This is a genomic window from uncultured Brevundimonas sp. (genome assembly GCF_937863155.1).
Taxonomy (GTDB): Bacteria; Pseudomonadota; Alphaproteobacteria; order Caulobacterales; family Caulobacteraceae; genus Brevundimonas.
The window spans coordinates 1-22,218 of the sequence record NZ_CALMFB010000034.1 but is presented as its reverse complement, the minus strand read 5'-3'; the positions used below and the strand labels follow the sequence as shown (position 1 = coordinate 22,218).

Below are 22,218 nucleotides of genomic sequence, written 5' to 3'. Positions count from 1 at the left end.
GGGGCAAGCATGGACATCGACGACTTCATCCAGGTCTGGAGCGCGGCGGGGATTTCCGAACGCGCGCACTATCAGGGCTTCATCAGCCAGTTGTGCCGGCTGGTGGGGGCGCCTGCGCCGGACGAGACGCGGGTCGGCGACCTCGATTACTGTTTCGAGCGCCCCGTGCGTTTCCAGCACGAAGACGGGACATCCCATCCCGGTTTCATCGACTGCTATCGACGCGGCGCCTTCGTGCTGGAGGCCAAGCAGTCGCGAAAGCGGCGCCATGGCGGCGACCTGGACCCGCAGCCGCAACTGGCCCTGGTCGGCGGCCGCGGACGTCGGACGGTCCCGGTTTCCGAGGCCGCGCTGGAACGGCTGATGCGCGCCGCCAAACGCCAGGCCGAGGGCTACGCCAAGGCTCTGGATGAATGGCCGCCTTTTCTGATCGTCGTCGATGTGGGCCGCGCCATCGAACTGTGGTCCGACTTTGCGCGGCAGGGAAAGGCCTATGCGCCTTTCCCGGATCGGGCGCGGTATCGCATCGAATTGACGGATCTGGCCGATCCGGCGATCCGCGAGCGGCTGCGCCGTGTCTGGGTCGATCCGATGAGCTTGGACCCGGCCCAGAAGGTGGCCGAGGTGACCACCGACATCGCGACGCGCCTGGCCTGGCTGGTGCGCTCCATCGGGGCGCGGGTGCCGAACGGCCCGTCGGGCGCGCCGGATGCGGCCACGCGCGCCGCCTGGGCCAATCAGACGGCCCTGTTCGTCATGCAGTGCATCTTCGCCATGTTCGCCGACAGTGTCGGACTGATCGAACGGCGGGGGTTCCTGGCCTTTCTGGAGAGCTATCGCGGCCAGGCGGACCAGTTCCACAAGGGCGCGGGCGATTTCTTTCGGCGGATGGACGAGGGCGGCCATTGCGCCGCCATCCGCCAGGATCTGAGGCGGTTCAACGGCGGCCTGTTCAAACACGCCACCACCCTGCCGATCACGGACGCGGAACTGGAGGCCCTGATCGCGGCGGCGCGGCGGGACTGGGCGTCGGTCGAGCCGGCCATCTTCGGCGCCCTGCTGGAACAGGCGCTGGACCCGCGTGAGCGCACCGAACTGGGCGCCCACTATACGCCGCGCGCCTATGTCGAACGGCTGGTCGAGCCGACGGTGATGGAGCCTTTGCGCGCGGACTGGGAGGCGGTCGAGGCGCGGGCCATCGGTCTTTATCTGGCCGGAGACGAGAAGGCGGCCCGAAAGGCTGTGCGCGAGTTTCACCGCCAGCTGTGTCATGTCCGCGTGCTGGACCCGGCCTGCGGCACCGGCAATTTCCTGTATGTCGCCATGGGGATGATGAAGGCGTTGGAGGGCGAGGTCCTGGGCGTCCTGGCCGAGTTGGGCGAGGCCCAGGCCAGCCTGGCGCTGGACGGCCATACGGTGGGGCCGGAGCAGTTCTGGGGCATCGAAAAGAACGCCTATGCCGCCTGGATCGCCGAGATGGTGATGTGGATCGGCTATCTGCAATGGCATTTCAGGCTGTTCGGCGATGCCCAGCCGTCCGAGCCGATCCTGAGGAATTTCGAGAAGATCCAGCACCGTGACGCCCTGTTGACCTGGTCGCGGGTCGAGATGGCCATGGATGGACGGGGGCGGCCGCGACGGTGGACACGCGCGGGCGGGACCGGAGGCGCGCCCTGTCTGTTCGAGGCCGACGACGAGGCGGTCGAGGTGGTGCGCTATGTCGATCCGCGCCCCGCCGCCTGGCCCGACGTGCATTTCATCGTGGGCAATCCGCCCTTCATCGGCGGCAAGGACATGCGGCGCGAACTAGGGCCCGGCTATGTCGACGCCCTGTGGCATGTGCGTCAGGGACGGTTCCGGTCGGCCGACCTGGTCACCGCCTGGTGGGATCGGGCGGCCGAGATCCTGACGCGGCCGGGATCGAACCTGCGCCGGTTCGGCTTCATCACCACCAATTCGATCACCCAGACCTTTTCGCGCCGCGTGCTGGAGCATCATCTGAGCGGCCGCCCGCCGATGCGGCTGGTCTTCGCCATTCCCGACCATCCCTGGCTGAAGGGCGGGGACCGGGCGGCGGTCCGCATCGCCATGACCGTGGCTGAACGCGGTGAACCGGACGGGCAGGGGCGGCTGCTGACCGTGGTGACCGAAGAGGGGCTGAATACGGATGCGCCGCGCATCGCGTTGCGTGAGACCTGCGGAATGATAGCGGCGGATCTGACGGTCGATGGCGCGGCTTCTCGGTCGGAGGCGCTGAAGGCCAATGATGGGCTGTGTTCGCCGGGCGTCAAACTGCATGGCGCGGGCTTTCTGGTTACGGCCCAGCGAGCGGAAGCCTTGCTGTCTGCATCGTCTGAAGGCGCGGACCCGCCCGTTCGCGGTTACCGGAACGGTCGCGACCTGGCTGGACGGACCAGGGATTTGAAGGTGATTGATTTGTTCGGCTGGGACGAGGCTGACGTCCGACGGAAACATCCGGGCCTGTATCAGCATCTTCTGGAAGCGGTGAAGCCTGAAAGGGAGCGCAACAATCGTGTGGTCTACCGCGACAATTGGTGGATACTCGGCGAGCCGCGCCGCGAGATGCGCCCGGCGCTGGAAGGGCTGAAACGCTACATCGTCACGGTCGAGACGGCCAAGCACCGCTGGTTCCGATTTCTGGAGGCGGACATCCTGCCGGACAACAAGCTGGTGGTGGTGGCCAGCGATGACGCGCGCATTCTGGGTGTTCTGTCGTCGCGCCTTCACCGTGCGTGGTTCGTGGCCAATTCGGGCCGCATCGGCGTCTATGACAAGGACGCCGTCTATGTGAAGAGCGCCTGTTTCGACGCCTTTCCCTTCCCCGATCTGGACGGGGCGGCGGGGGTGGAGCTGGGCGCCCTGGCCGAGGAGATGGACGCCCTGCGCGCGCGCGTCCTGGCCGACCATCCCGATCTGACGATGACGGGCCTGTACAACGCCAGGGACCGTCTGGCGTCCGGGGCCGTTCTGACCGAGGCGGAACGTGAGGTCTGCGACCGGGGGCTGGTGCGCCTGCTGGACCATCTGCACCGCCGCATAGATGCGCAGACGGCCCTGGCCTATGGTTGGCCTGCCGACATGGACGATGCGGCGGTCGTCGCCGCCCTGGCCCGGCTGAACCGCGAGCGGGCGGATGAGGAGGCGCGCGGCCTGGTGCGCTTCCTGCGGCCCGCCTATCAGGCGGCGCGGGTGGCGGTGGCGGCCCGGCCGGTTCAGATCGAGGTCAGCCTGGCGCCGGCGGCGGTGCGCCCGACCCTTCCGCCATCGCCCGAAGGTCTGGCGTCATCGCTTCTGGCCACCCTGCGCCGCAGCGGCGCGCCCGTGGAGGCCGAAGCCCTGTCCGCCCGGTTCGACGGCGGCACGCGCCGCACGCGAGAGGCCAGGGTGCGCGAGATGCTGGCCGTCCTGGCCGTGGCCGGATCGGTTCAGAGGACGGAGACGGGATGGTTCGCCGCCGTGCGTCGCGGCTGACGCGCCCGGGTCCGGCTGCTATGGCAGGTGGGCGAGGGGGGCGACCGCATGGCCGAGACGCAGACCGATGTCGTCATTCTGGGCGGGGGGCATAACGGGCTGGTCTGCGCCTTCTATCTGGCGCGGGCGGGGTTGAAGGTCACGGTGCTGGAGCGGCGCGGCGTCGTCGGCGGCGCGGCGGTGACCGAGGAATTCCATCCCGGCTTCCGCAACTCGACCGCCAGCTACACCGTCAGCCTGCTGAACCCGCGCGTCATCGCCGACATGGACCTGGCCCGCCATGGGCTGAGGGTGGTCGAGCGGCGGGCGGCGAACTTCCTGCCGCTGGACGACGGTCGCTACCTGCTGGCGGGCGAGGGGCGGACGCAGGGGCAGGTGGCCAAATTCTCGGCGCGCGACGCCGAACGCCTGCCCGAATACGAGCGGCGGCTGGAGGTCGTGGCCGGGGTGCTGCGCGACTGGATCCTGCGGCCGCCGCCGAACATGGCCGAGGGGGGCTGGCTGGCGGTCCTGCCGGAGCTGCTGTCGGCCGGGCGGCTGGGGCGGCAGGCGGCGGGGCTGGACGTGCAGGGGCGGCGCGACCTTCTGGACCTGTTCGCCAAGTCGGCGGGCGACTGGCTGGACGGCTGGTTCGACAGCGATCCGATCAAGGCCCTGTTTGGCTTCGACAGCGTGGTCGGCAACTACGCCAGCCCCTATACCCCCGGCTCGGCCTATGTGCTGCTGCACCACGTTTTTGGCGAGGTGAATGGCAAGCCGGGCGCCTGGGGTCACGCCATCGGCGGCATGGGCGCCATCACCCAGGCCATGGCGGCGGCCTGTGTCGAACAGGGGGTGGATATCCGGCTGGATGCGCCCGTGGCCCAGGTGCTGACCGAAAAGGGCAGGGCGGTCGGGGCGGTGACCGAAGGCGGCGATGTCGTGCGCGGCCGGGCCGTGGTGTCGAACCTGCATCCGCGCCTGCTGTTCGACCGGCTGGTCGATCCGGCCATGGTTCCGGCGGACTTCACCGAGCGGATGGGGCGCTATGCGTCTGGGTCCGGGACGTTCCGCATGAACCTAGCCCTGTCCGAACTGCCGCGCTTCACGGCCCTGCCCGAGGCGGGGGACCATCTGACGGCGGGCATCATCATCGCCCCCAGCCTGGCCTATATGGACCGCGCCCACGCCCAGGCGCGACTGAACGGCTGGTCGTCGGACCCGATCGTCGAGATGCTGATCCCCTCGACCCTGGACGACAGCTTGGCCCCGCCCGGCGCCCATGTCGCCAGCCTGTTCTGCCAGCACGTGTCGCCCGATCTGGCCGACGACCATCGCGAGACGGTGGCCGACCTGATGATCCAGACGGTCGATCGCCATGCGCCGGGCTTCAAGGCCTCGGTGCTGGGGCGGCTGGCCCTGGGGCCGCGCGATCTGGAGCGGCGGTTCGGCCTGGTCGGCGGCGACATCTTCCACGGGCGGCTGACGCTGGATCAGTTGTTCAGCGCCCGGCCGGTGCTGGGCCACGCCGATCATCGGATGCCGATTCCGGGCCTTTATCTATGCGGATCGGGCGCCCACCCGGGCGGCGGGGTCACCGGCGCACCGGGCCATAATGCGGCGCGCGCCGTGCTGAAGGACGTCAGGCGCTAGGCCCCCAGCGCCTGCCGGATCGCCTGTTCCACCGCCGCCTCGGTAAAGGGCTTCTGCAGGGTCGGGCGACCGCGCCACTGGTCCTCCAGCCCCGCTTCGCCATAGCCGGTCGAGAAGACGATGGGCACGCCGCGCGCGGCCAGGGCCTCGGCGACCGGAAACACCTGCTGGCCCGCCACATTGACGTCCAGCAGGGCGGCTTCGATCGCCGTGTCGCCTTCGATCAGGCTGAGGGCCTCGGGCACGGTCGCAGCCGGCCCCACCGGAATGCAGCCCAGGTCTTCCAGGATCGTTTCGATCAGCATGGCGACCAGGGATTCGTCCTCGACCACCAGAATGCGTCGTCCCGTCAGCGCGTCCATGAACCGTCACTCCCCCCTGCGCAGCGGCATGGATATGTCCGCCCTGAACCCTTCCGGGCCGTAGTGCAGTTCGATCTCGCCCGCCAGATCATGACGCACATTGCGTTCGATCAGACGACTGCCGAAACCGTGCTTCTGGGGCGGCTGGGCCGGCGGGCCGCCGCTTTCGCGCCAGGTCAGATGCAACCGCGGCGCGCGCTGGTCGGCCACCGACCAGTCCACGAACACCCGCCCGTCCGGCGTCGACAGGGCGCCATACTTGCCCGCATTGGTCGCCAGTTCGTGGAACACCATGCCCAGCGACAGCACCTGGGCCGGGTCCAGCGCCACCGGCGGGCCGTTGGGCACGATGCGGGTCGGACCGCCTCGTGCGTCGGTTTCGTGTTGCAGCACCGCGCGCAGATCGGCGCCTTCCCAATGGCTGCGGGTCAAGAGGTCGTGGGTGTGCGACAGCGACATCAGCCGCGACTGGAACGCCTCGGCGAACCCCTTGGGATCGGGGTGGTGGCGGGCCGTCTGCATGGCGATGGACTGGACCGTGGCCAGGGTGTTCTTCACCCGGTGGTTCAGTTCGTCGATCATCAGCTTCTGCCGTTCGGCGGCCAGGACGGTTTCGGTGACGTCGTGCCCCTGAACGAAGATGCCCGCGATTTTGCCCGCTCCGTCGCGGATCGGCTGGTAGATGAAGTTCAGAAACAGGTCTTCCAGCGGCCCGTCGGGCGTGCGCTGCAGCCGGATCTTCTGGTTTTTGCCCTCATACGGCTCGCCGGTCTGATAGACATTGTCCAGCAGTTCGTAGAAGCCTTGACCCGCCAGATCGGGCAGGGCGTCGCGCAGAGTGCGGCCCTCGACGCCCGTACGGCCGATCACCGTCGCATAGGCGGCGTTGGTCAGTTCGAACACATGGTCCGGCCCGCTGAGCACGGCGATGAAGCCCGGCGCCTGGAGGAACAGCTCGAACAGGCGGGTGCGTTCGGTTTCCAGCTGGCGGTTCTTCTCCTGGATATCCTCGGCCTGGCGCATAACGCGCCCGCCCAGCAGGGCGTCCACGGCTTGCCCCTCATCCGCGCGACCGCGTCCGGCCTGGCTCCGCAGGGCGTGAAGTTCGGTGATGTCGGTCGTGTGCTGCAGGATGAAGCGCAGGCGCCCCCCGTCGTCGCGGACCGGGGTGTGGGTGCAGCTCCAGTATTTGTCGACGTAACGCAGCGCCCCGGCGTCGTCGGGCAGGGGGATGGCGTAGTGCAGTATGGCGATCCGGTCGGTTTCCCCGGTGGCCAGAACCTTCTCGAACGAGTGACGCAGTAGGTCGGCGTTGGTGGTGTCGCCGTTGGCGTCGAACGCCTCCATGACGTGGCGGCCCATCAGGTCTTCGCGGCGTCGACGGGTGACGTCCAGATAGGCCTGGTTCATGCCCGCATAACGCAGCTCGGGCGTCAGCAGCATATAGGGGTTCGGCGAGGCGTCGAAGGCCGTCGCCAGATCGACCGCCCTGTCGTCCGCCTTGACCAAATCGTCCAACACAATCCCCGCCGCAATCCGCGCACAACGGTCAAGGTCCGGTCTGGTTCCGGCGCACGTCACCAATTTTGACTTTGCAGGGCCGGGCGGCCCACTAGGGTTGCGCCATGTTCCTCGCTTCGATTGTCGCCGCCCTGACCCTGATGACCCAGCCTGACGCCGCCGCACCCGTGGTCCAGACGCGCCAGGGCGCCGTCGCGGGCGCCGTCGATGCGGGCGTCGAAAGCTTCAAGGGTCTGCCCTACGCCGCGCCGCCGGTGGGGGCGCTGCGCTGGCGACCTCCCCAGACACCGGCGACCTGGACCCAGGTGCGGCCCGCGACCCAATACGGCGCCCTGTGCATCCAGCCGCCCTCGAACGGCGACCCCGGCGTCGGGCCGCCGCCGATCAGCGAGGACTGTCTGACGCTGAACGTCTGGGCGCCGACGGACCGGGATCGGCCGCTACCGGTCATGGTCTGGATCCACGGCGGCGGGTTCAACAACGGCTCGGGCACGGCGGCGCTGTATGACGGATCGAACCTGGCCCGGCGCGGCGTGGTGGTGGTCACGGTCAACTATCGCCTGGGGCGCTTCGGCTTCTTCGATCATCCGGCTCTGGCGGCCGAACGCCCGGCGAGCGAGGCGGGCGGCAACTATGGCATGATGGACATCGTCGCGGCCCTGGAATGGGTGCGCGACAACATCGGCGGCTTTGGCGGCGATGCGGGCAATGTCACCGTCTTCGGCGAATCGGCGGGCGGCGCGGCGGTGACGCGGCTGATGATCTCTCCCGCCGCTCGGGGCCTGTTCCACAAGGCGGTGATCCAGTCGGGCCTGGGCCGCGACGAGGGCGCGCCGCTGGGCCGGCCCAGCGCCTCGGGCCGCCCCTCGCTTCAGGATCGCGGCGCCGCCTGGGCCGACCAGGCGGGGTTCGCCGACGCCACGGCCCAGGCACTGCGCGCCATTCCGGCCGAGCGGCTGCTGCGCCCGGCGCCCAGCTTCTATGGCGGCGACAATCTGCCCATCGACGGGGTGGTGGTGACCGAGGACGTGATGGCGGCGTTCCAGGCCGGGCGTCAGGCGCCGGTTCCCCTGATGCTGGGGACCAACAGCGCCGAGTTCTGGTGGATCAAACCGACCGAGATCAGCCCCTATGGCGAGATCGACGACGCCATGACGGTTCAGGAGCGCGTGGCCTTCCACGAAGCCTATGGCGGCCTGGCCGGGTACAACGCCCATGTCATCAGCGACCTGGCCTTCAACGAGCCGGTGCGGGCGCTGGCGCGGCTGCATGCGGGCGCCGGAAACCCGACCTTCCTCTATCGTTTCGACGTCGTGCCCGACCCGAATCCCGAGCCGCACGACGGCGCCACCCATGCGTCGGAGCGGCCCTATGTGTTCGACAATCTGCACACCTCGAACTGGCCCATGGGCGAACGGGACCAGCGCGCCGCGACCTTGATGGCCGACTACTGGACCGCCTTCGCCGCCGCCGGTGATCCCAACGGCGCGGGTCGTCCCGGCTGGCCCGACTTTCGCCGCCAGGCCGATCATCTGCTGGAGTTCGGCAATGACGGCGCCGAGGCCCGGCCCATGCCGTTCAAGGCGCGGCTGGATCTGATCGAGGCGTTCTACGGCCGCATTCGCCCCTGATCGGGGGGCACGCGGCGGATCGTCGCGAAAATGCCGCATCTCATGTGTGGCGAAATATGGGCCCTTGCGGGGCGCGGGGCGACTGTGCCATGTAATCGGTTACAGAAGTTTCACGGACGGACCCTCGTCAAGGGGGCCGGAACCATGGAGCGGCCAGGGAGAACGGCTTGGGACGCGCAGCGACCCCCTTCATCGACGGCGGACGGGCGGCATGGTGAAGCCGGCCACGATTCGCGACGTCGCCAGCATGGCGGGCGTCTCCGTGGCCTCGGTGTCGCGCGTGCTGACCGGCGCCGGTCAAGTGACCGAACCCACGCGCAAGCGGGTGCTGGAGGCGGTCGAGGCCCTGAACTACGTCCCGCACAGCGGCGCTCGCAGCCTGTCGACCAGCCGCACCAGCAGTGTCGGCGTCATCCTGCCGGACCTGTTCGGCGAGTTCTTTTCCGAGCTGATCCGCGGCCTGGACCTGGCGGCGCGTCAGGCGGGCTATCACCTGATCGTCTCCAGTTCGCACGACGACGCCGAAGAGGCGGCGGCCGCCATTCGCTCGATGCGCGGGCGCGTCGATGGTCTGATCGTCCTGTCGCCGCATCTGGACGGGGAAAAGCTGGCCGGCGGCCTGGCGGGCGGCATGCCCGTGCTGCTGATGAACGGCGGCGATCTGGACGCCAAACGCCCCTCGGTGGTGGTCGACAACCACGGCGGGGCCGTGACCGCCGTCCGGCATCTGATCGACCAAGGCCGCACACGCATCGCCCATATCGGCGGGCCGGCGCATAACGCCGAGGCCCAGGCGCGTCTGGCCGGTTATGAAAAGGCCGTGCGCGAGGCCGGCCTGACGCCCGTCAGTCTGCGCGGCGACTTCTCCCAGGCGGCGGGCCATGCGGCCTGTCTGGAGCTGCTGGACGGGCCGTCGCGCCCCGATGCGGTCTTCGCCGCCAACGACATGATGGCTGTGGGCGCCCTTCTGGCCCTGCAGGACCGGGGCGTCCGCTGCCCCGAGGATGTGGCCGTGGTCGGTTTCGACGACGTGCCCATCGCCGCCCTGATGCGCCCGTCGCTGACGACCATGCGCATCAACATCGCCGAAACCGGCCGACGCGCGCTGGAGCGCCTGGTCCGTATGATCGGCAGTCGGGACCGGTCCGACACCTCTCGCGAGGTTGTCACCCCGGAACTGATTGTCCGCCAGTCCAGCAGCGTCGTCGTTCCGAAAACCACAGCCGGCGGGCCTGCGCCCGAACCGGTCCTTGTTTCCTGAGGGGGAGAGAAAAGCCCATGACCATCAAGACCCAACGTTATCGCACCCTGGGGACCGTTTCGGCCCTGGCGGTCGCGGCGTCCCTGCTGGCGGCCGGCGGAGCCATGGCTCAGTCGTCCACGGCGACCCTGCGCGGCACCGTCTATGACAGCGGCCAGATCGAGACCGGCGGCACGGTCACCGCGACCGAAGTGTCGACCGGCTATGTCAACCGCGGCCGCGTGTCGGCTGACGGCGGCTATGTCATCCCCGGCCTGCGCCCCGGCACCTTCCGCGTCACCGTGACCACGGCGGACGGCCAGTCGACCACCGACACCGTGACCATCGGCCTGGGTCAGGTCACCACGCTGAATCTGGACGTCAGCGCCGCCTCGGCCGCGCCCGCCGACGGCGCCGCCGCGGTTGACGACATCGTCGTGACCGGCCGCCGCCTGCTGGAAGTCCGCACTTCGGAAGTGGCCACCAACGTCACCCAGCAGCAGATCAACGACCTGCCGCAGATCAGCCGCAACTTCCTGAACTTCGCCGCCCTGGCTCCCGGCGTGCAGGTGCAGGAAGGCGACACCGAACGCACCATCTCGGCGGGCGGTCAGCCGAGCTTGACTGTAAACGTTTTCATCGACGGCCAGAGCCAGAAGTCGCTGATCACCGACGGCGGCATCGCCGGCCAGGATGACAGCCGCGGCAACCCGTTCCCGCAGGCCGCGGTTCAGGAATTCCGCGTCCTGACCCAGAACTTCAAGGCCGAGTACGAACAGGCTTCGTCGGCCATCATCACCTCGGTCACGCGTTCGGGCACCAACACCTTCACCGGCGACGCCTTCGTCTTCTGGCAGAACGGCGACTGGACGGCCCAGAACGAATTCGCCCGTCGTCGCGGCGAGTCCAAGGCCCGCCTGGACCGCCTGCAGTACGGCGGCTCGGTCGGCGGCCCGATCATCGAGGACACGCTGCACTATTTCCTGAGCTATGAGCGCAAGGAAGAGACGCGCGAACGTTCGGTGTTCCTGAACCAGACGGCCTACAATGGCCTGTTCACCAACGAGCTGGGCACCTTCGAGGCGCCGTTCGAGGAAGACCTGGCCTTCGGCAAGCTGTCCTGGCAGATCGACGACCGCCAGCGCATCGACCTGTCGGCGACCTATCGCGAGGAGCAGGACGTTCGTGACTTCGGCAACGGCCCGACGTCGCGTGACCGCGCCACGGCGGTGAACGGCTCGACCCGCTCGATTGTTCTGCGTCACCAGTATCAGGGCGATGGCTTCCTGAACGAGTTCTCGATCGACTATTTCAACTCGGTCTACAACCCGCGCGCGCTGAACTTCGACCAGTCGGCGGGCCGGTATGTGGTGTTCCGCGACAACGTGGCGGGCGGCGCGTTCAACTTCGCCTACAACCAGATCGAAGCGACCATCTTCAACTTCGGTGGCGGCGCGAACAACCAGGACCTGGATCAGGAAGCCTGGACCATCAAGAACGACCTGACCTTCACCGACCTGCAGTGGATGGGCAGCCACACCCTGAAAATGGGCGTGAAATACTCCAGGCAGACGCTGGGCGTGTCCAAGGAGTTCAACCGCAACCCGTTCTTCACCTACGATGTGCAGGCGCGGCCGGAGATCTTCGGTTCGACCACCATCCCGACCCAGGTCAGCGTCAACCTGCCGGTTGATCCGACCGAGGCGGAAAACAACGTCTGGGGCCTGTACATCCAGGACGACTGGCAGATCACCGACAAGCTGGAACTGAACATCGGCCTGCGTTGGGACTATGAGGACAACGCGGTCAACAACGACTATTCCACGCCTCAGGTGGTGCGCGACCTGATCGCCGCCTTCCAGACCAATGCGGCCTTCCAGCCGCCGGTGAACCCGGCCAACTACATCACCAACGGCCGTGACGCCTACACCAACGCCTGGCAGCCGCGCATCGGTTTCAGCTACGACGTCTTCGGCGACGAGCGGACGGTGATCTTCGGCGGCGCCGGTCGTTACTTCGACCGCATCGGCTTCAACTTCGCCTTCGACGAGCGGTTCAAGCCCTATCAGCGCAACCGGACCATCTACTTCTCGCCCGCCGGCGGTACGTTCGGCGGCCGTACCGACACGGTGGCCTGGAACCCGATCTACGCCACGGCGGCAGGTCTGGATGCGCTGCTGGCCGGCACCACGGCGAACGGCGAGGTGTTCCTGATCGACAACTCGGCCCCCCCGCCGCGCACCGATCAGTTCAACTTCGGCATCCGTCAGAAGTTCTGGGACATCCAGACGGCCCTGACCTTCAGCTACGCCAAGACCGAGAACGAGTTCCAGTGGTCGCGCCTGAACGTCAACAACCTGAACCAGCTGACCGTGCGTCCGTCGCAGTTCATCGATCCGTCGACGAGCCGTCCGTTCGCCTTCAACGACAGCGTCTTCTATTCCGACCACAGCCGTGAGCGCGAATACAAGGCGATGTATCTGACCATCGACCGTCCCTACAACGACATCGACGGCTGGGGCTTCAACGTCGCCTACACCCTGGCGGACTCGACCCAGAACGGCAGCCGTGGTCAGGGCCTGGGCAATTTCGACTTCGACTACGCCACGGTGGCCATCAGCCCGACGTTCAACTCGCCCGACGTCGATCGTCACCGGCTGGTCGCCTCGGGCACGATGCGTATTCCGGGCGACTGGAAGCTGTCGTCGATCCTGACCCTGGCTTCGGGCAAGCCGTACAACATCAACAGCTGCCCCGACGCTCAACTGCCCGGACCGGCCATCTGCTGGAACGCCGCCTATCCGGACAAGAAGAGCTTCATCATCCCCAACGCCTTCGCCTTCCGCCAGATCGATCTGCGCCTGGCCAAGACGCTGGAGCTGTGGGACGGCAATGCGGTCGAATTCACCATCGACGGCATCAACATCTTCAACTTCCAAAACTATTCGTCGTTCGAGACCAACTTCACCAACGCCCGGTATGGTCAGCCGACGAACCAGTATCTGCCGACCCGCAGCATCCAGCTGGGTCTGCGTTACCGCTGGTAATCTCCTGAGCCTGGGGCCGCCTTCCTTGCGAGAGGGAGGCGGCCCTTCTTTTTTGGTATGAGTTCATTCTGAGTATGAGGCCGCCCATGGATCGTCGTCTGTTTCTTCTGGGATCGACCGCCGGGGCCGCCGCTCTGGCGCTGGGGGCCTGTGGGACCAAACCGGGCGCCGCGACGCCGCTGGTGCTGGACCCCGAGATCGACGAGCTTCAGGAACGCACCTTCCGCTGGTTCATCGAGGCGACGGACCGGTCCAATGGCCTGACCCGCGACCGCTGGCCCACCGAGAGCTTCGCCTCGGTCGCCGCCGTCGGCTTCGCCCTGGCCGTCTGGCCCGTGGGGGTCGAACGCGGCTGGATGACGCGCGAAGAAGCGCGCACCCGCACCCTGAACACCGTCCGCTTCTTCCACGACCTGCCCCAAGGCCCCGAAGCAACGGGCGTCGGCGGGTACAAGGGCTTCTTCTATCACTTCCTGGACATGAAGACCGGCCACCGCTTTGGTCAGACCGAGCTGTCGACCGTGGACACGGCCCTGCTGGTCGCCGGCATGCTGTTCGCCGCACGCTGGTTCGACGGCGACCACGCCGAAGAGGCCGAGATCCGGCGTCTGTCCCAGGCCATCTATGATCGCATCGAGTGGAATTGGGCCATCGTGCGCACCGACCGCATCTCGATGGGCTGGCACCCCGAGACCGGCCACATCCCGCACGACTGGAACGTCTATAACGAGGCGATGATCGTGCTGCTGATGGCGATGGGCAGCCCGACCCACCCTGTGCCCGAAACCGTCTGGACCGAGTGGTGCAGCGTCTATGACCGCAGCTGGACCGACCAATGGGGGCCGGCGCACCTGCATTTCGCGCCCATGTTCGGACACCAGTACAGCCACATGTTCATCGACTTCCGCGGCATTCAGGACGCCTGGCTGCGCGCCAAGTCGACCGAGCTGGGGGCGCCGTTCGACTATTTCGAGAACAGCCGCCGCGCCATCCAGGCGCAGAAGAAATACGGCACGGACAATCCGATGGGCTGGACCGGCTATTCGGCCGAGGTCTGGGGTCTGACGGCCTGCGATGGGCCGGGCGATTTCAAGCTGATGGTCGAGGGACGCGAGCGCGAGTTCTTCAGCTATTCGGCCCGCGGCCCCGGCGCGCGCGACGACGGCACCATCGCCCCCACGGCGGCGGCCGGGTCCATGCCCTTCGCGCCCGACGACGTCACCGCCTGCGTCAAGGCCATCAAGGCCAGGTACGGGGCGGGCGTCTATACCGAATGGGGCTTCCTGGATTCCTTCAACCCGACGCTGGGCCAGGCCGAGAACGTGCCCGCGCTGCTGCACGGCAAGATGGTTCAGGGCGTGGGCTGGGTCGACGGCGACTATCTGGGCATCGACCAGGGACCGATCGTGGTCATGACCGAAAACCACCGCTCGGACATCGTGTGGAAACACATGCGCGGCGAGCCGAACCTGATGCGCGGCCTGAAGCGCGCGGGCTTCACCGGCGGCTGGCTGGACCAGGCATGATCGACGGCCGGCCCGATCGTCGCGCGGCGCTGGGCCTGATGGCCGGGGCGGCGGCGTCGGGCCTGGCCGCCTGTGGCCGACAGGACGGCGTCACCCGCCTGCGCCTGTGGGCCATGGGCAACGAGGGCGACCATGTCGGCGACCTGATCCCCGAGTTCGAGCGGCGCAATCCGGGCGTGAAGGTCGTGGTCCAGGTCATTCCCTGGACGGCGGCGCACGAAAAGCTGCTGACCTCCTATGCGGGGGACTCGCTGCCGGACGTCAGCCAGATCGGCAACACCTGGGTGGCCGAACTGTCGGCCATCGGCGCCCTGTCGCCCACGCCGGACATGGCGCGCGACCTGCTGACGGACCAGTTCCCGGCGGTGCTGGACACCAACGCCATCGACGGCCGCGCCATGGCCACGCCCTGGTATGTGGACACCCGGCTGCTGTTCTATCGCACCGATCTGCTGGCGCGCGCCGGCTGGGACGCCATGCCCACGACCTGGGCCGACTGGAAGCGGGCCATGCATGCGGTCAAGCGTGTGGCGGGGCCGGGCAACTATGCGATCCTGTTGCCGGTCAATGAGTTCGAGCAGCTTCTGACCCTGGGGCTTCAGGTCGACGAGCCGCTGCTGATCGACGAAGCCACGCGCGGAAACTTCGCCAGCCCCGGCTTCATCTCGGCCCTGGCCTTCTACAAGAGCCTGTTCGACGAGGGGCTGGCCCCGCTGGCGTCCAACACCCAGATTTCGAACGTCTGGACCGAGTTCCAGCGCGGCTATTTCAGCTTCTACATGTCCGGCCCGTGGAGCGTGGGCGAGTTCCGCCGTCGCCTGCCGCCGGAAACCCGCTGGATGACCGCCGGCGTGCCCGGCCCGACCGGCCCCGGCGCCTCGGCGCCCGGCGGATCGTCGCTGGCGGTGTTCCGGTCGTCCCCGAACCAGCAGGCCGCCTGGGCCCTGGTGCGCTACCTGCTGGAGCCAGGGGTTCAGGCCGAGTTCGCGCGCATCACCGGCGACCTGCCCGCCCGGCGCAGCGCCTGGTCCACCCCGACGGTGGCGAACGACCCCTATCTGAAGGCCTTCGAGAGCCAGCTGGCCCGCGCCGAGGCCGTGCCCAAGGCGCCGGAGTGGGAGCGGATCGTCACCGAGATGCAGATCGTGGCCGAACGGATGGTGCGCGGCGAATATACGCCCGAGACGGCGGGCGCCGAGATCAACCGCCGCGCCGACCGCCTGCTGGAGAAGCGCCGCTGGATGCTGGACCGGGGGCGCAGCGCATGACCGATGTGCCCGCCGCCGCAAACACCGTCGCCGCCAAACCCATGCGCCGCCATGGGATCGGCCGCCGCGAGCGCGCGGCCTGGGGCTTCGTGGCGCCGGCCCTGATCGCCATCGCCGTCTTCTTCGTCATACCGGTGGTGTCGGCCCTGCTGCTCAGCCTGACCGACTTCGACATCTACGCCCTGGCCGACCTGAACAATCTGCGCTTCGTCGGCCTGAAGAACTACGAGCAGTTGCTGACCAATCCGCTGTTCTGGGGGGCGATGAAGAACACCCTGTGGTTCGCTGTCCTGGGCGTGCCCCTGTCGATCGCGGCGTCCCTGGGGGCGGCGGTGATTCTGAATGCGCGGGTGGTGAAATGGCGGCCGATCTGGCGGGTGATGTTCTTCGCTCCCTTCGTCACCACCCTGGTCGCCACCGCCGTGGTGTGGCGCTATCTGCTGCACACCCGATACGGCGTCATCAACTGGGCGCTGCAGTCGGTGGGTTTGTCGCCGGTCGACTGGCTGGGCCAGCCCGAGACCTCCATCCCGGCCATCCTGATGTTCGTGGTGTGGAAGATCTTCGGCTACAACATGCTGATCTTCCTGGCCGTGCTTCAGACCGTGCCGGACGAGCTGTACGAGGCCGCCCGCATCGACGGGGCCGGGCCGTGGAAGCAGTTCGTCCACGTCACCCTGCCGGCCATCGCGCCGACGCTGCTTCTGGTGTCGATCATCTCGGTCGCCGGCTTCTTCCAGCTGTTCGCCGAGCCTTACGTCATGACCCAGGGCGGCCCCGCCCAATCGACCGTGACGGTGCTGTATTTCATGTACGAGGAAGGCTTCAAATGGTGGAACCTGGGGTCCGCCAGCGCCGTGGCCTTCATCCTGTTCCTGTGCATCTTCGCCGTGACCCTGGTCCAGTTGGCCGTCGCGCGCCGCCTCGGGAGCCAGACATGATCGCCTCCGGCCCAACCCAAACCATCATCCTCGGGCTTGACCCGAGGATCAGACCGTCGGCTCCGTTAGGGTCAATGCATGCGCACGGCCTGAGCCGCATCGGCTATGTCCAGCCTGTCCTGACCTCTGATCCTCGGGTCAAGCCCGAGGATGACGAGCGGGGAGGGCGGGCATGAAAATCAAGGCCCTGGTCCTGAACCTCGCTGTCGCCGTCGTGGCGCTGATCGTGCTGTTTCCGCTGTTGTGGATGCTGTCGGTCAGCCTGATGCCGACGGGCGCGGCCGCCAACTTCCCGCCGCCGCTGATCCCGCGAACCATCACCCTGGATCATTACCGCGACCTGTTCGTGGGGCAGGGGATGGGCCGCTATATGTGGAACAGTTTCGCCCTGGCGACCCTGGCCACGGTGCTGGCCCTGTCGTTCACGGTGCCGGCCGGCTACGCCTTCGCCAAGCTGAACTTCAAGGGGCGTGAGCGCATCTTCCAGCTGCTGGTCGGCGCCCTGGTCATTCCGGCCCAGATCGGCACCCTGCCGCTGTTCCTGATGCTGAAGGGGATGGGGCTGGTGAACACCTATGCCGGCGCCCTGGTGCCCTGGCTGGCGTCGATCTTCGGCCTGTTCCTGGTGCGCCAGTATTCCCTGTCGATCCCCGACGAGATGCTGGAGGCCGCGCGCATCGATGGCGCCAGCGAAGGCCAGATCTTCCGCCGCGTCGTTCTGCCGACCCTGCAGCCGATCATCGTCACCCTGGGCCTGTTCGTCTTCCTGGGCAGCTGGAACGACTTCCTGTGGCCGCTGATCATCCTGACGGACCAGTCGAACTACACCCTGCCGGTGGCCCTGGCGGCCCTGTCGCGCGAGCATGTCCAGGACATCGAAATGATGATGGCCGGCGCCGTGGTGACCGTGGCCCCGGTGCTGATCCTCTTCCTGGCCCTGCAACGCTACTACATCCGCGGCATGCTCGCGGGCAGCGTGAAGGGCTGACTGCAAATCCTCCCCCACCGGGGGAGGGGAACCGCGAAGCGGTGGAGGGGGCAACCCCGGACACTGGCGGTTCCAGCCCCCTCCACCACCCTTCGGGTGGTCCCCCTCCCCCGATGGGGGAGGATCGTTTCGGAGTCCGTCATGCGTCTGCTGATCGCCCTGTTCGCCCTTCTGCTGGCCACCCCGGCCGCCGCCCAGACGCGGGTGCTGGACGCCTTCGAGGATCTGACGCCGTGGGCCGCCGACGCCTCGACCGACGTGGATTCGGCCGTCAGCGCGGTCGATGGCCAAGACGGCAAGGCCATGCGCCTGACCTATGACTTCAACGGCCGGTCGGGCTACGCCTTCGCGGCGCGGGCCATCGATCTGAACACGCCCGACAACTACGAGATCAGCTTCTGGGTGCGCGGCGAAGGCCCGACTAATACGCTGGAGATCAAATTCGTCGACGCCAGCGGCGAGAACGTCCACTGGCGCCGCGTGCCCGGCTGGACCGCGCCGGACGGCTGGACCCTGTTCACCATCAAGAAGCGCCAGATCGCCTTCGCCTGGGGGCCGACGACCGACAAGGCCTTCACCGGCGCCGCCCGCATCGAGTTCGTGATCACGGCGGGCCAGGGCGGATTGGGCTTCATCGAGGTGGACCAGCTGTCGATCCGCGAACTGCCGCCGGTCCCGTCGGTCGATCCGCGCCCGGTCGCCGCCGCCAGCAGCCAGGCGGGCGCCGACATCGCCGCCCGCGCGGTGGACGACGACCCTGCCACCGCCTGGCGCACCGCCGCCCTGAGGGAGCAGTCGCTGACGCTGGACTTGGGTTATGAGCGCGAGTTCGGGGGCCTGACCCTGACTTGGGCGCCCCGGTCGGCCGCCACCGCCTATCGCGTCGAGGCGTCGTCGGACGGGCGCGACTGGCGCCCCATCGCCTCGGTCAGCGGCGGAAACGGCGGAACCGACTGGCTGCGCACGCCCGAGGCCTCGGCCCGCCACCTGCGCCTGATCCTGACCGAAGGGCAGGGCGGCGAGCAGACCGCATACGCCCTGAACGATCTGCGCATCGAACCCCTGGCCTTCGGCGAAGACCCGACCGCCTTCGTGGAGGCCATAGCCCAGCGCAGCCGCCGTGGCCTGTATCCGCGCGGCTTCCATGGCGAGCAGCCCTATTGGACCCTGGTCGGCGTCGACGGCGGGGGCGAAAGCGGCCTGATCGGCGAAGACGGCGCCATCGAACTGCGCCGCTCCGGCCCGTCGATGGAGCCGTTCGTCTTGCAGGACGGCCGCTTGTTCACCTGGGCCGACGTCAATGTGACGCAAGGCCAAAGGGACGACGACCTGCCCATCCCCTCGGTCACCTGGACCGCCGGCGACTGGCGCCTGACGGTCACCGCCTTCGCGGACGGAACGCTGGATCAGGCGCAACTGTGGGGCCGATACGACCTGATCAACACCTCGCCACGCCCGCTGACCCTGACCCTGGCGCTGGCGGCGCGGCCGTATCAGGTCAATGGACCGAAACAGTTCCTGGCCATCCCCGGCGGCGTCGGGCCGTTGATGCAGATCGACTGGAACGGCGGCGCCCTGGTGCTGAACGACGCCATCCGCGTCAATGCCCTGGCCCGCCCCGATGGCGTCACGGCCGCGACCTTCGACGCCGGCGCCGATCCCCAGAGCCTGATCGCCACCGGCCGCCGGTCGCCGGCGACCCAGCGTCTGGTCGAATCCGACGCCACCGAATTGATGTCCGGCGCCCTGCTGTATGACGTCACCCTGGCGCCCGGCGAACGCCGCACCTTCGGCTGGATGGCGCCCCTGTCGGGCGGCGCGCCCACGCCGGTCGTGACCGGCTCGGTCGGGGCGATGCTGGATGGGGTCGAAGACCGCGTCGCCGCCGGCTGGCGTCAGAAGCTGGACCGGGTCGATCTGATCCTGCCGCCCGAGGCCCAGCGGATCGAGGATGTGCTGCGTTCGTCGCTGGCGCACATGCTGATGTCGCGCCAGGGTCCGATCCTGCAGCCCGGCACCCGCAGCTATAACCGCAGCTGGATCCGCGACGGCGCCATGATGGCCGAGGGGCTGAACCGCCTGGGCCACGCCGATCTGTCGGCCGACTATCTACGCTGGTACGCCCCCTATGTGTTCGACAACGGCAAGGTTCCCTGCTGCGTCGATGCGCGCGGCGCCGACCCGGTGCCCGAGAACGACAGCCACGGCGAGTTCATCTTCCTGGCGGCCGAAACCTGGCGCTACACCCGCGACGACGCCCTGCTGCGCCAGGTGTGGGGGCCGGTGAAAAAAGCCGTCGCCTATATGGACGCCCTGCGGGCCGAGACCCGCACCGCCGAATACGAAGCCGCCGACAAGGCGCATCTGTTCGGCCTCTTGCCGCCGTCGATCAGCCACGAGGGCTATTCGGACCGTCCGGCCTATTCCTACTGGGACGATTTCTGGGGCCTGCTGGGCTATCGCGATGCGGCCTTCATCGCCGATGTTCTGGGCGAGGACGCTGAGGCGGCGCGCATCCGCACCGCGACGGGTCAGTTCCGGTCCAACCTGATGGCCTCGATCCGCAACACGGCCGCGCATCACGGCATTGACTGGATCGCCGGCGCCGCCGACAGGGGCGATTTCGACGCCACCTCGACCACCATCGGCCTGTCGCCTGCGGGCCTGATCGACGATCTGCCGCAACAGCTTCTGGCCCGAACCTTCGACAAATACTGGGAGAATTTCCAGGAACGTCTGTCGAATCGCGACGACTGGGATGTCTATACGCCCTACGAGCTGCGCGTCGTCGGCGCCTTTGTGCGGCTGGGCCAGCGCGACCGCGCGCTTCAGGCGTTGAACTGGATGTTCCACGACGTTCGACCCGCCGCCTGGAACGGCTGGGCCGAGGTGGCCGGGCGCGACAAGCGTCGGCCGGTCTTCATCGGCGACATGCCCCACGCCTGGATCAGCTCGGACTACATTCGTTCGGCCCTGGACCTGTTCGCCTATGAGCGCGACCGCGACGGCGCCCTGGTGCTGGCCGCCGGCCTGCCCCTGGCCTGGATCGACAGCGAGGCGGGCGTGGGGGTCGAGCGGCTTCGCACCGCCCATGGCGCCTTGTCATACCGGTTGAAGCGGGAAGGGGTGGCCTATGTCCTGACCCTGGCGCCCGGCGCGGTTCCGCCCGGCGGCTTCGCCCTGCGCTGGCCCGAAGACGCCACGCCGCCCGCGCGCGTCACCATCGACGGACAGGCGGCCGAATGGGCTGACGGCGAACTGTCCATCCCGGTCGGCGCCCGCCGGGTCGAGATGCGATGAAGGCGATTCTTCTCCCCTTGCGGGAGAAGGATCAGAGTCTCTTGAACGCCGCCCCGTCCGCATCGAACAGATGCGCTTGGCCTGGTGCGACATGCATGGTCATGGCGTCGCCCGCCCGCGGCCGCACATCGCCGGGCAGTTGCACCGTCAGGGTCTCGGGCGACCCCGGATGACGCACATAGGCATAGGTGGCGTTGCCCAGGGTCTCGACGAAGTCCGCCGTGGTCGCCAGGGCGCCGCCGTCGCCGTCCAGCGTCAGATGTTCGGGCCGCACGCCCAGGGTGACCGTGTCCCCGGCCTTTGCGGCAGAGGCGTCCACCGCCACCGTCACCGTCTCGCCCCCGGCCGTCTTCACCGTCGCGCCCGCCGCCGACGCCTGGGTCACCTGGGCGGCGATCAGGTTCATCTTGGGGCTGCCGATGAACTCGGCCACGAACAGGTTCTTGGGGTGCTCATACAGCTCCATCGGCGCGCCGACCTGTTCGATCCGCCCGCCGTTCAGCACCACGATCCGGTCGGCCAGGGTCATGGCCTCGACCTGGTCGTGGGTGACATAGATCATGGTGGTCTTCAGCCGCTGGTGCAGGGCGGCGAACTCATACCGCATCCGCACCCGCAGGGCGGCGTCCAGGTTCGACAGCGGCTCGTCGAACAGAAACACCTCCGGCTCGCGCACGATGGCCCGACCGATGGCCACCCGCTGGCGCTGGCCGCCCGACAGGGCCTTGGGCTTGCGGTCCAGATAGTCGGTGATGTTCAGGGTCTCGGCCGCCGCCCGCACCCGGCGGTCGATCTCGGCCTTGTCCGCCTTGGCCAGTTTCAGCCCGAAGGCCATGTTCTCATAGACCGTCATGTGCGGATAAAGCGCATAGGACTGGAACACCATGGCGATGCCCCGATCCGACGGCGACAGTGCGTTGACCACCCGCCCGCCGATCTCGACCGTGCCCGATGTCGCCTCTTCCAGTCCGGCGATGGTGCGCAGCAGGGTCGACTTGCCGCAGCCGGACGGGCCGACGAAGACCACGAACTCGCCGTCCGCAATGTCCAGATCGACGCCCTTCAGCACCTGGACCGCGCCGAACGCCTTGGTCACGCCGGTCAGCCGGACTTGCGCCATCGATCTTCCTCACCCGAACTTTCTTTTGCCACCACCGTAAACGGTTACAGCCGCACCGCAAGGCGGGGCTGGGGGCGACTCTCTGCAAGTGGGGAATGGTGGATGCGACAGGGATTGAACCTGTGACCCCCTCGGTGTGAACGAGGTGCT

At 68.0% G+C, this 22,218-nt stretch carries 13 protein-coding genes; 10 read left to right on the top strand and 3 right to left on the bottom strand.

Annotated elements, in window-relative coordinates:
- Nucleotides 1-9 precede the first annotated feature (9 nt).
- On the top strand, nt 10-3,492 hold the full coding sequence (locus Q0581_RS05525) for a DNA methyltransferase (RefSeq protein ID WP_298698359.1): 3,483 nt from the start codon (nt 10-12) through the stop codon (nt 3,490-3,492).
- 48 nt (nt 3,493-3,540) lie between these two features.
- Nucleotides 3,541-5,124, top strand: a complete 1,584-nt coding sequence (locus tag Q0581_RS05520; RefSeq protein WP_298698357.1) for an NAD(P)/FAD-dependent oxidoreductase — start codon at nt 3,541-3,543, stop codon at nt 5,122-5,124.
- Here the strand turns inward: Q0581_RS05520 and Q0581_RS05515 are convergent.
- The gene (locus Q0581_RS05515; protein WP_298698356.1) at nt 5,121-5,486 is read right to left on the bottom strand and encodes a response regulator; all 366 of its coding nucleotides are present in this window, start codon (nt 5,484-5,486) and stop codon (nt 5,121-5,123) included. The two genes, Q0581_RS05520 and Q0581_RS05515, sit on opposite strands and share 4 nt — an antisense overlap.
- A gap of 6 nt (nt 5,487-5,492) precedes the next feature.
- Complete coding sequence (locus Q0581_RS05510; protein WP_298698354.1) at nt 5,493-7,004, bottom strand: HWE histidine kinase domain-containing protein; 1,512 nt, start codon at nt 7,002-7,004, stop codon at nt 5,493-5,495.
- Nucleotides 7,005-7,111: 107 nt separating this feature from the next.
- Between Q0581_RS05510 and Q0581_RS05505 the strand changes: the two genes are divergently transcribed.
- The 8 genes from Q0581_RS05505 (at nt 7,112) to Q0581_RS05470 (ending at nt 20,948) form a co-directional block, all read left to right on the top strand.
- Nucleotides 7,112-8,638 carry a carboxylesterase family protein gene (locus tag Q0581_RS05505; protein ID WP_298698352.1) on the top strand — a complete coding sequence of 509 codons (1,527 nt, stop codon included), beginning with the start codon at nt 7,112-7,114 and terminating at the stop codon, nt 8,636-8,638.
- Between the two features lie 211 nt (nt 8,639-8,849).
- Nucleotides 8,850-9,899 (top strand): LacI family DNA-binding transcriptional regulator, encoded by a 1,050-nt coding sequence (locus Q0581_RS05500; protein ID WP_298698350.1) that lies wholly within the window; start codon nt 8,850-8,852, stop codon nt 9,897-9,899.
- 17 nt (nt 9,900-9,916) lie between these two features.
- Entirely contained in the window at nt 9,917-12,925 is a 3,009-nt protein-coding gene (locus tag Q0581_RS05495; RefSeq protein WP_298698348.1) for a TonB-dependent receptor, read from the top strand.
- 86 nt (nt 12,926-13,011) lie between these two features.
- Nucleotides 13,012-14,451, top strand: a complete 1,440-nt coding sequence (locus Q0581_RS05490) for a glucoamylase family protein (RefSeq protein WP_298698346.1) — start codon at nt 13,012-13,014, stop codon at nt 14,449-14,451.
- The gene (locus Q0581_RS05485; RefSeq protein ID WP_298698344.1) at nt 14,448-15,719 is read left to right on the top strand and encodes a sugar ABC transporter substrate-binding protein; all 1,272 of its coding nucleotides are present in this window, start codon (nt 14,448-14,450) and stop codon (nt 15,717-15,719) included. The genes Q0581_RS05490 and Q0581_RS05485 overlap by 4 nt, the downstream gene beginning before the upstream one ends.
- Nucleotides 15,716-16,660 carry a sugar ABC transporter permease gene (locus Q0581_RS05480; protein WP_298698343.1) on the top strand — a complete coding sequence of 315 codons (945 nt, stop codon included), beginning with the start codon at nt 15,716-15,718 and terminating at the stop codon, nt 16,658-16,660. The genes Q0581_RS05485 and Q0581_RS05480 overlap by 4 nt, the downstream gene beginning before the upstream one ends.
- Before the next feature lie 172 nt (nt 16,661-16,832).
- Nucleotides 16,833-17,648, top strand: coding sequence for a carbohydrate ABC transporter permease (locus tag Q0581_RS05475; protein WP_298698341.1), 816 nt, complete (start codon nt 16,833-16,835; stop codon nt 17,646-17,648).
- Nucleotides 17,649-17,789: 141 nt separating this feature from the next.
- The gene (locus Q0581_RS05470; protein ID WP_298698339.1) at nt 17,790-20,948 is read left to right on the top strand and encodes a discoidin domain-containing protein; all 3,159 of its coding nucleotides are present in this window, start codon (nt 17,790-17,792) and stop codon (nt 20,946-20,948) included.
- A 31-nt stretch (nt 20,949-20,979) separates the two neighbouring features.
- Here the strand turns inward: Q0581_RS05470 and ugpC are convergent, their stop codons facing one another.
- The gene (gene ugpC, locus Q0581_RS05465; RefSeq protein ID WP_298698338.1) at nt 20,980-22,068 is read right to left on the bottom strand and encodes a sn-glycerol-3-phosphate ABC transporter ATP-binding protein UgpC; all 1,089 of its coding nucleotides are present in this window, start codon (nt 22,066-22,068) and stop codon (nt 20,980-20,982) included.
- Nucleotides 22,069-22,218: the final 150 nt, after the last annotated feature.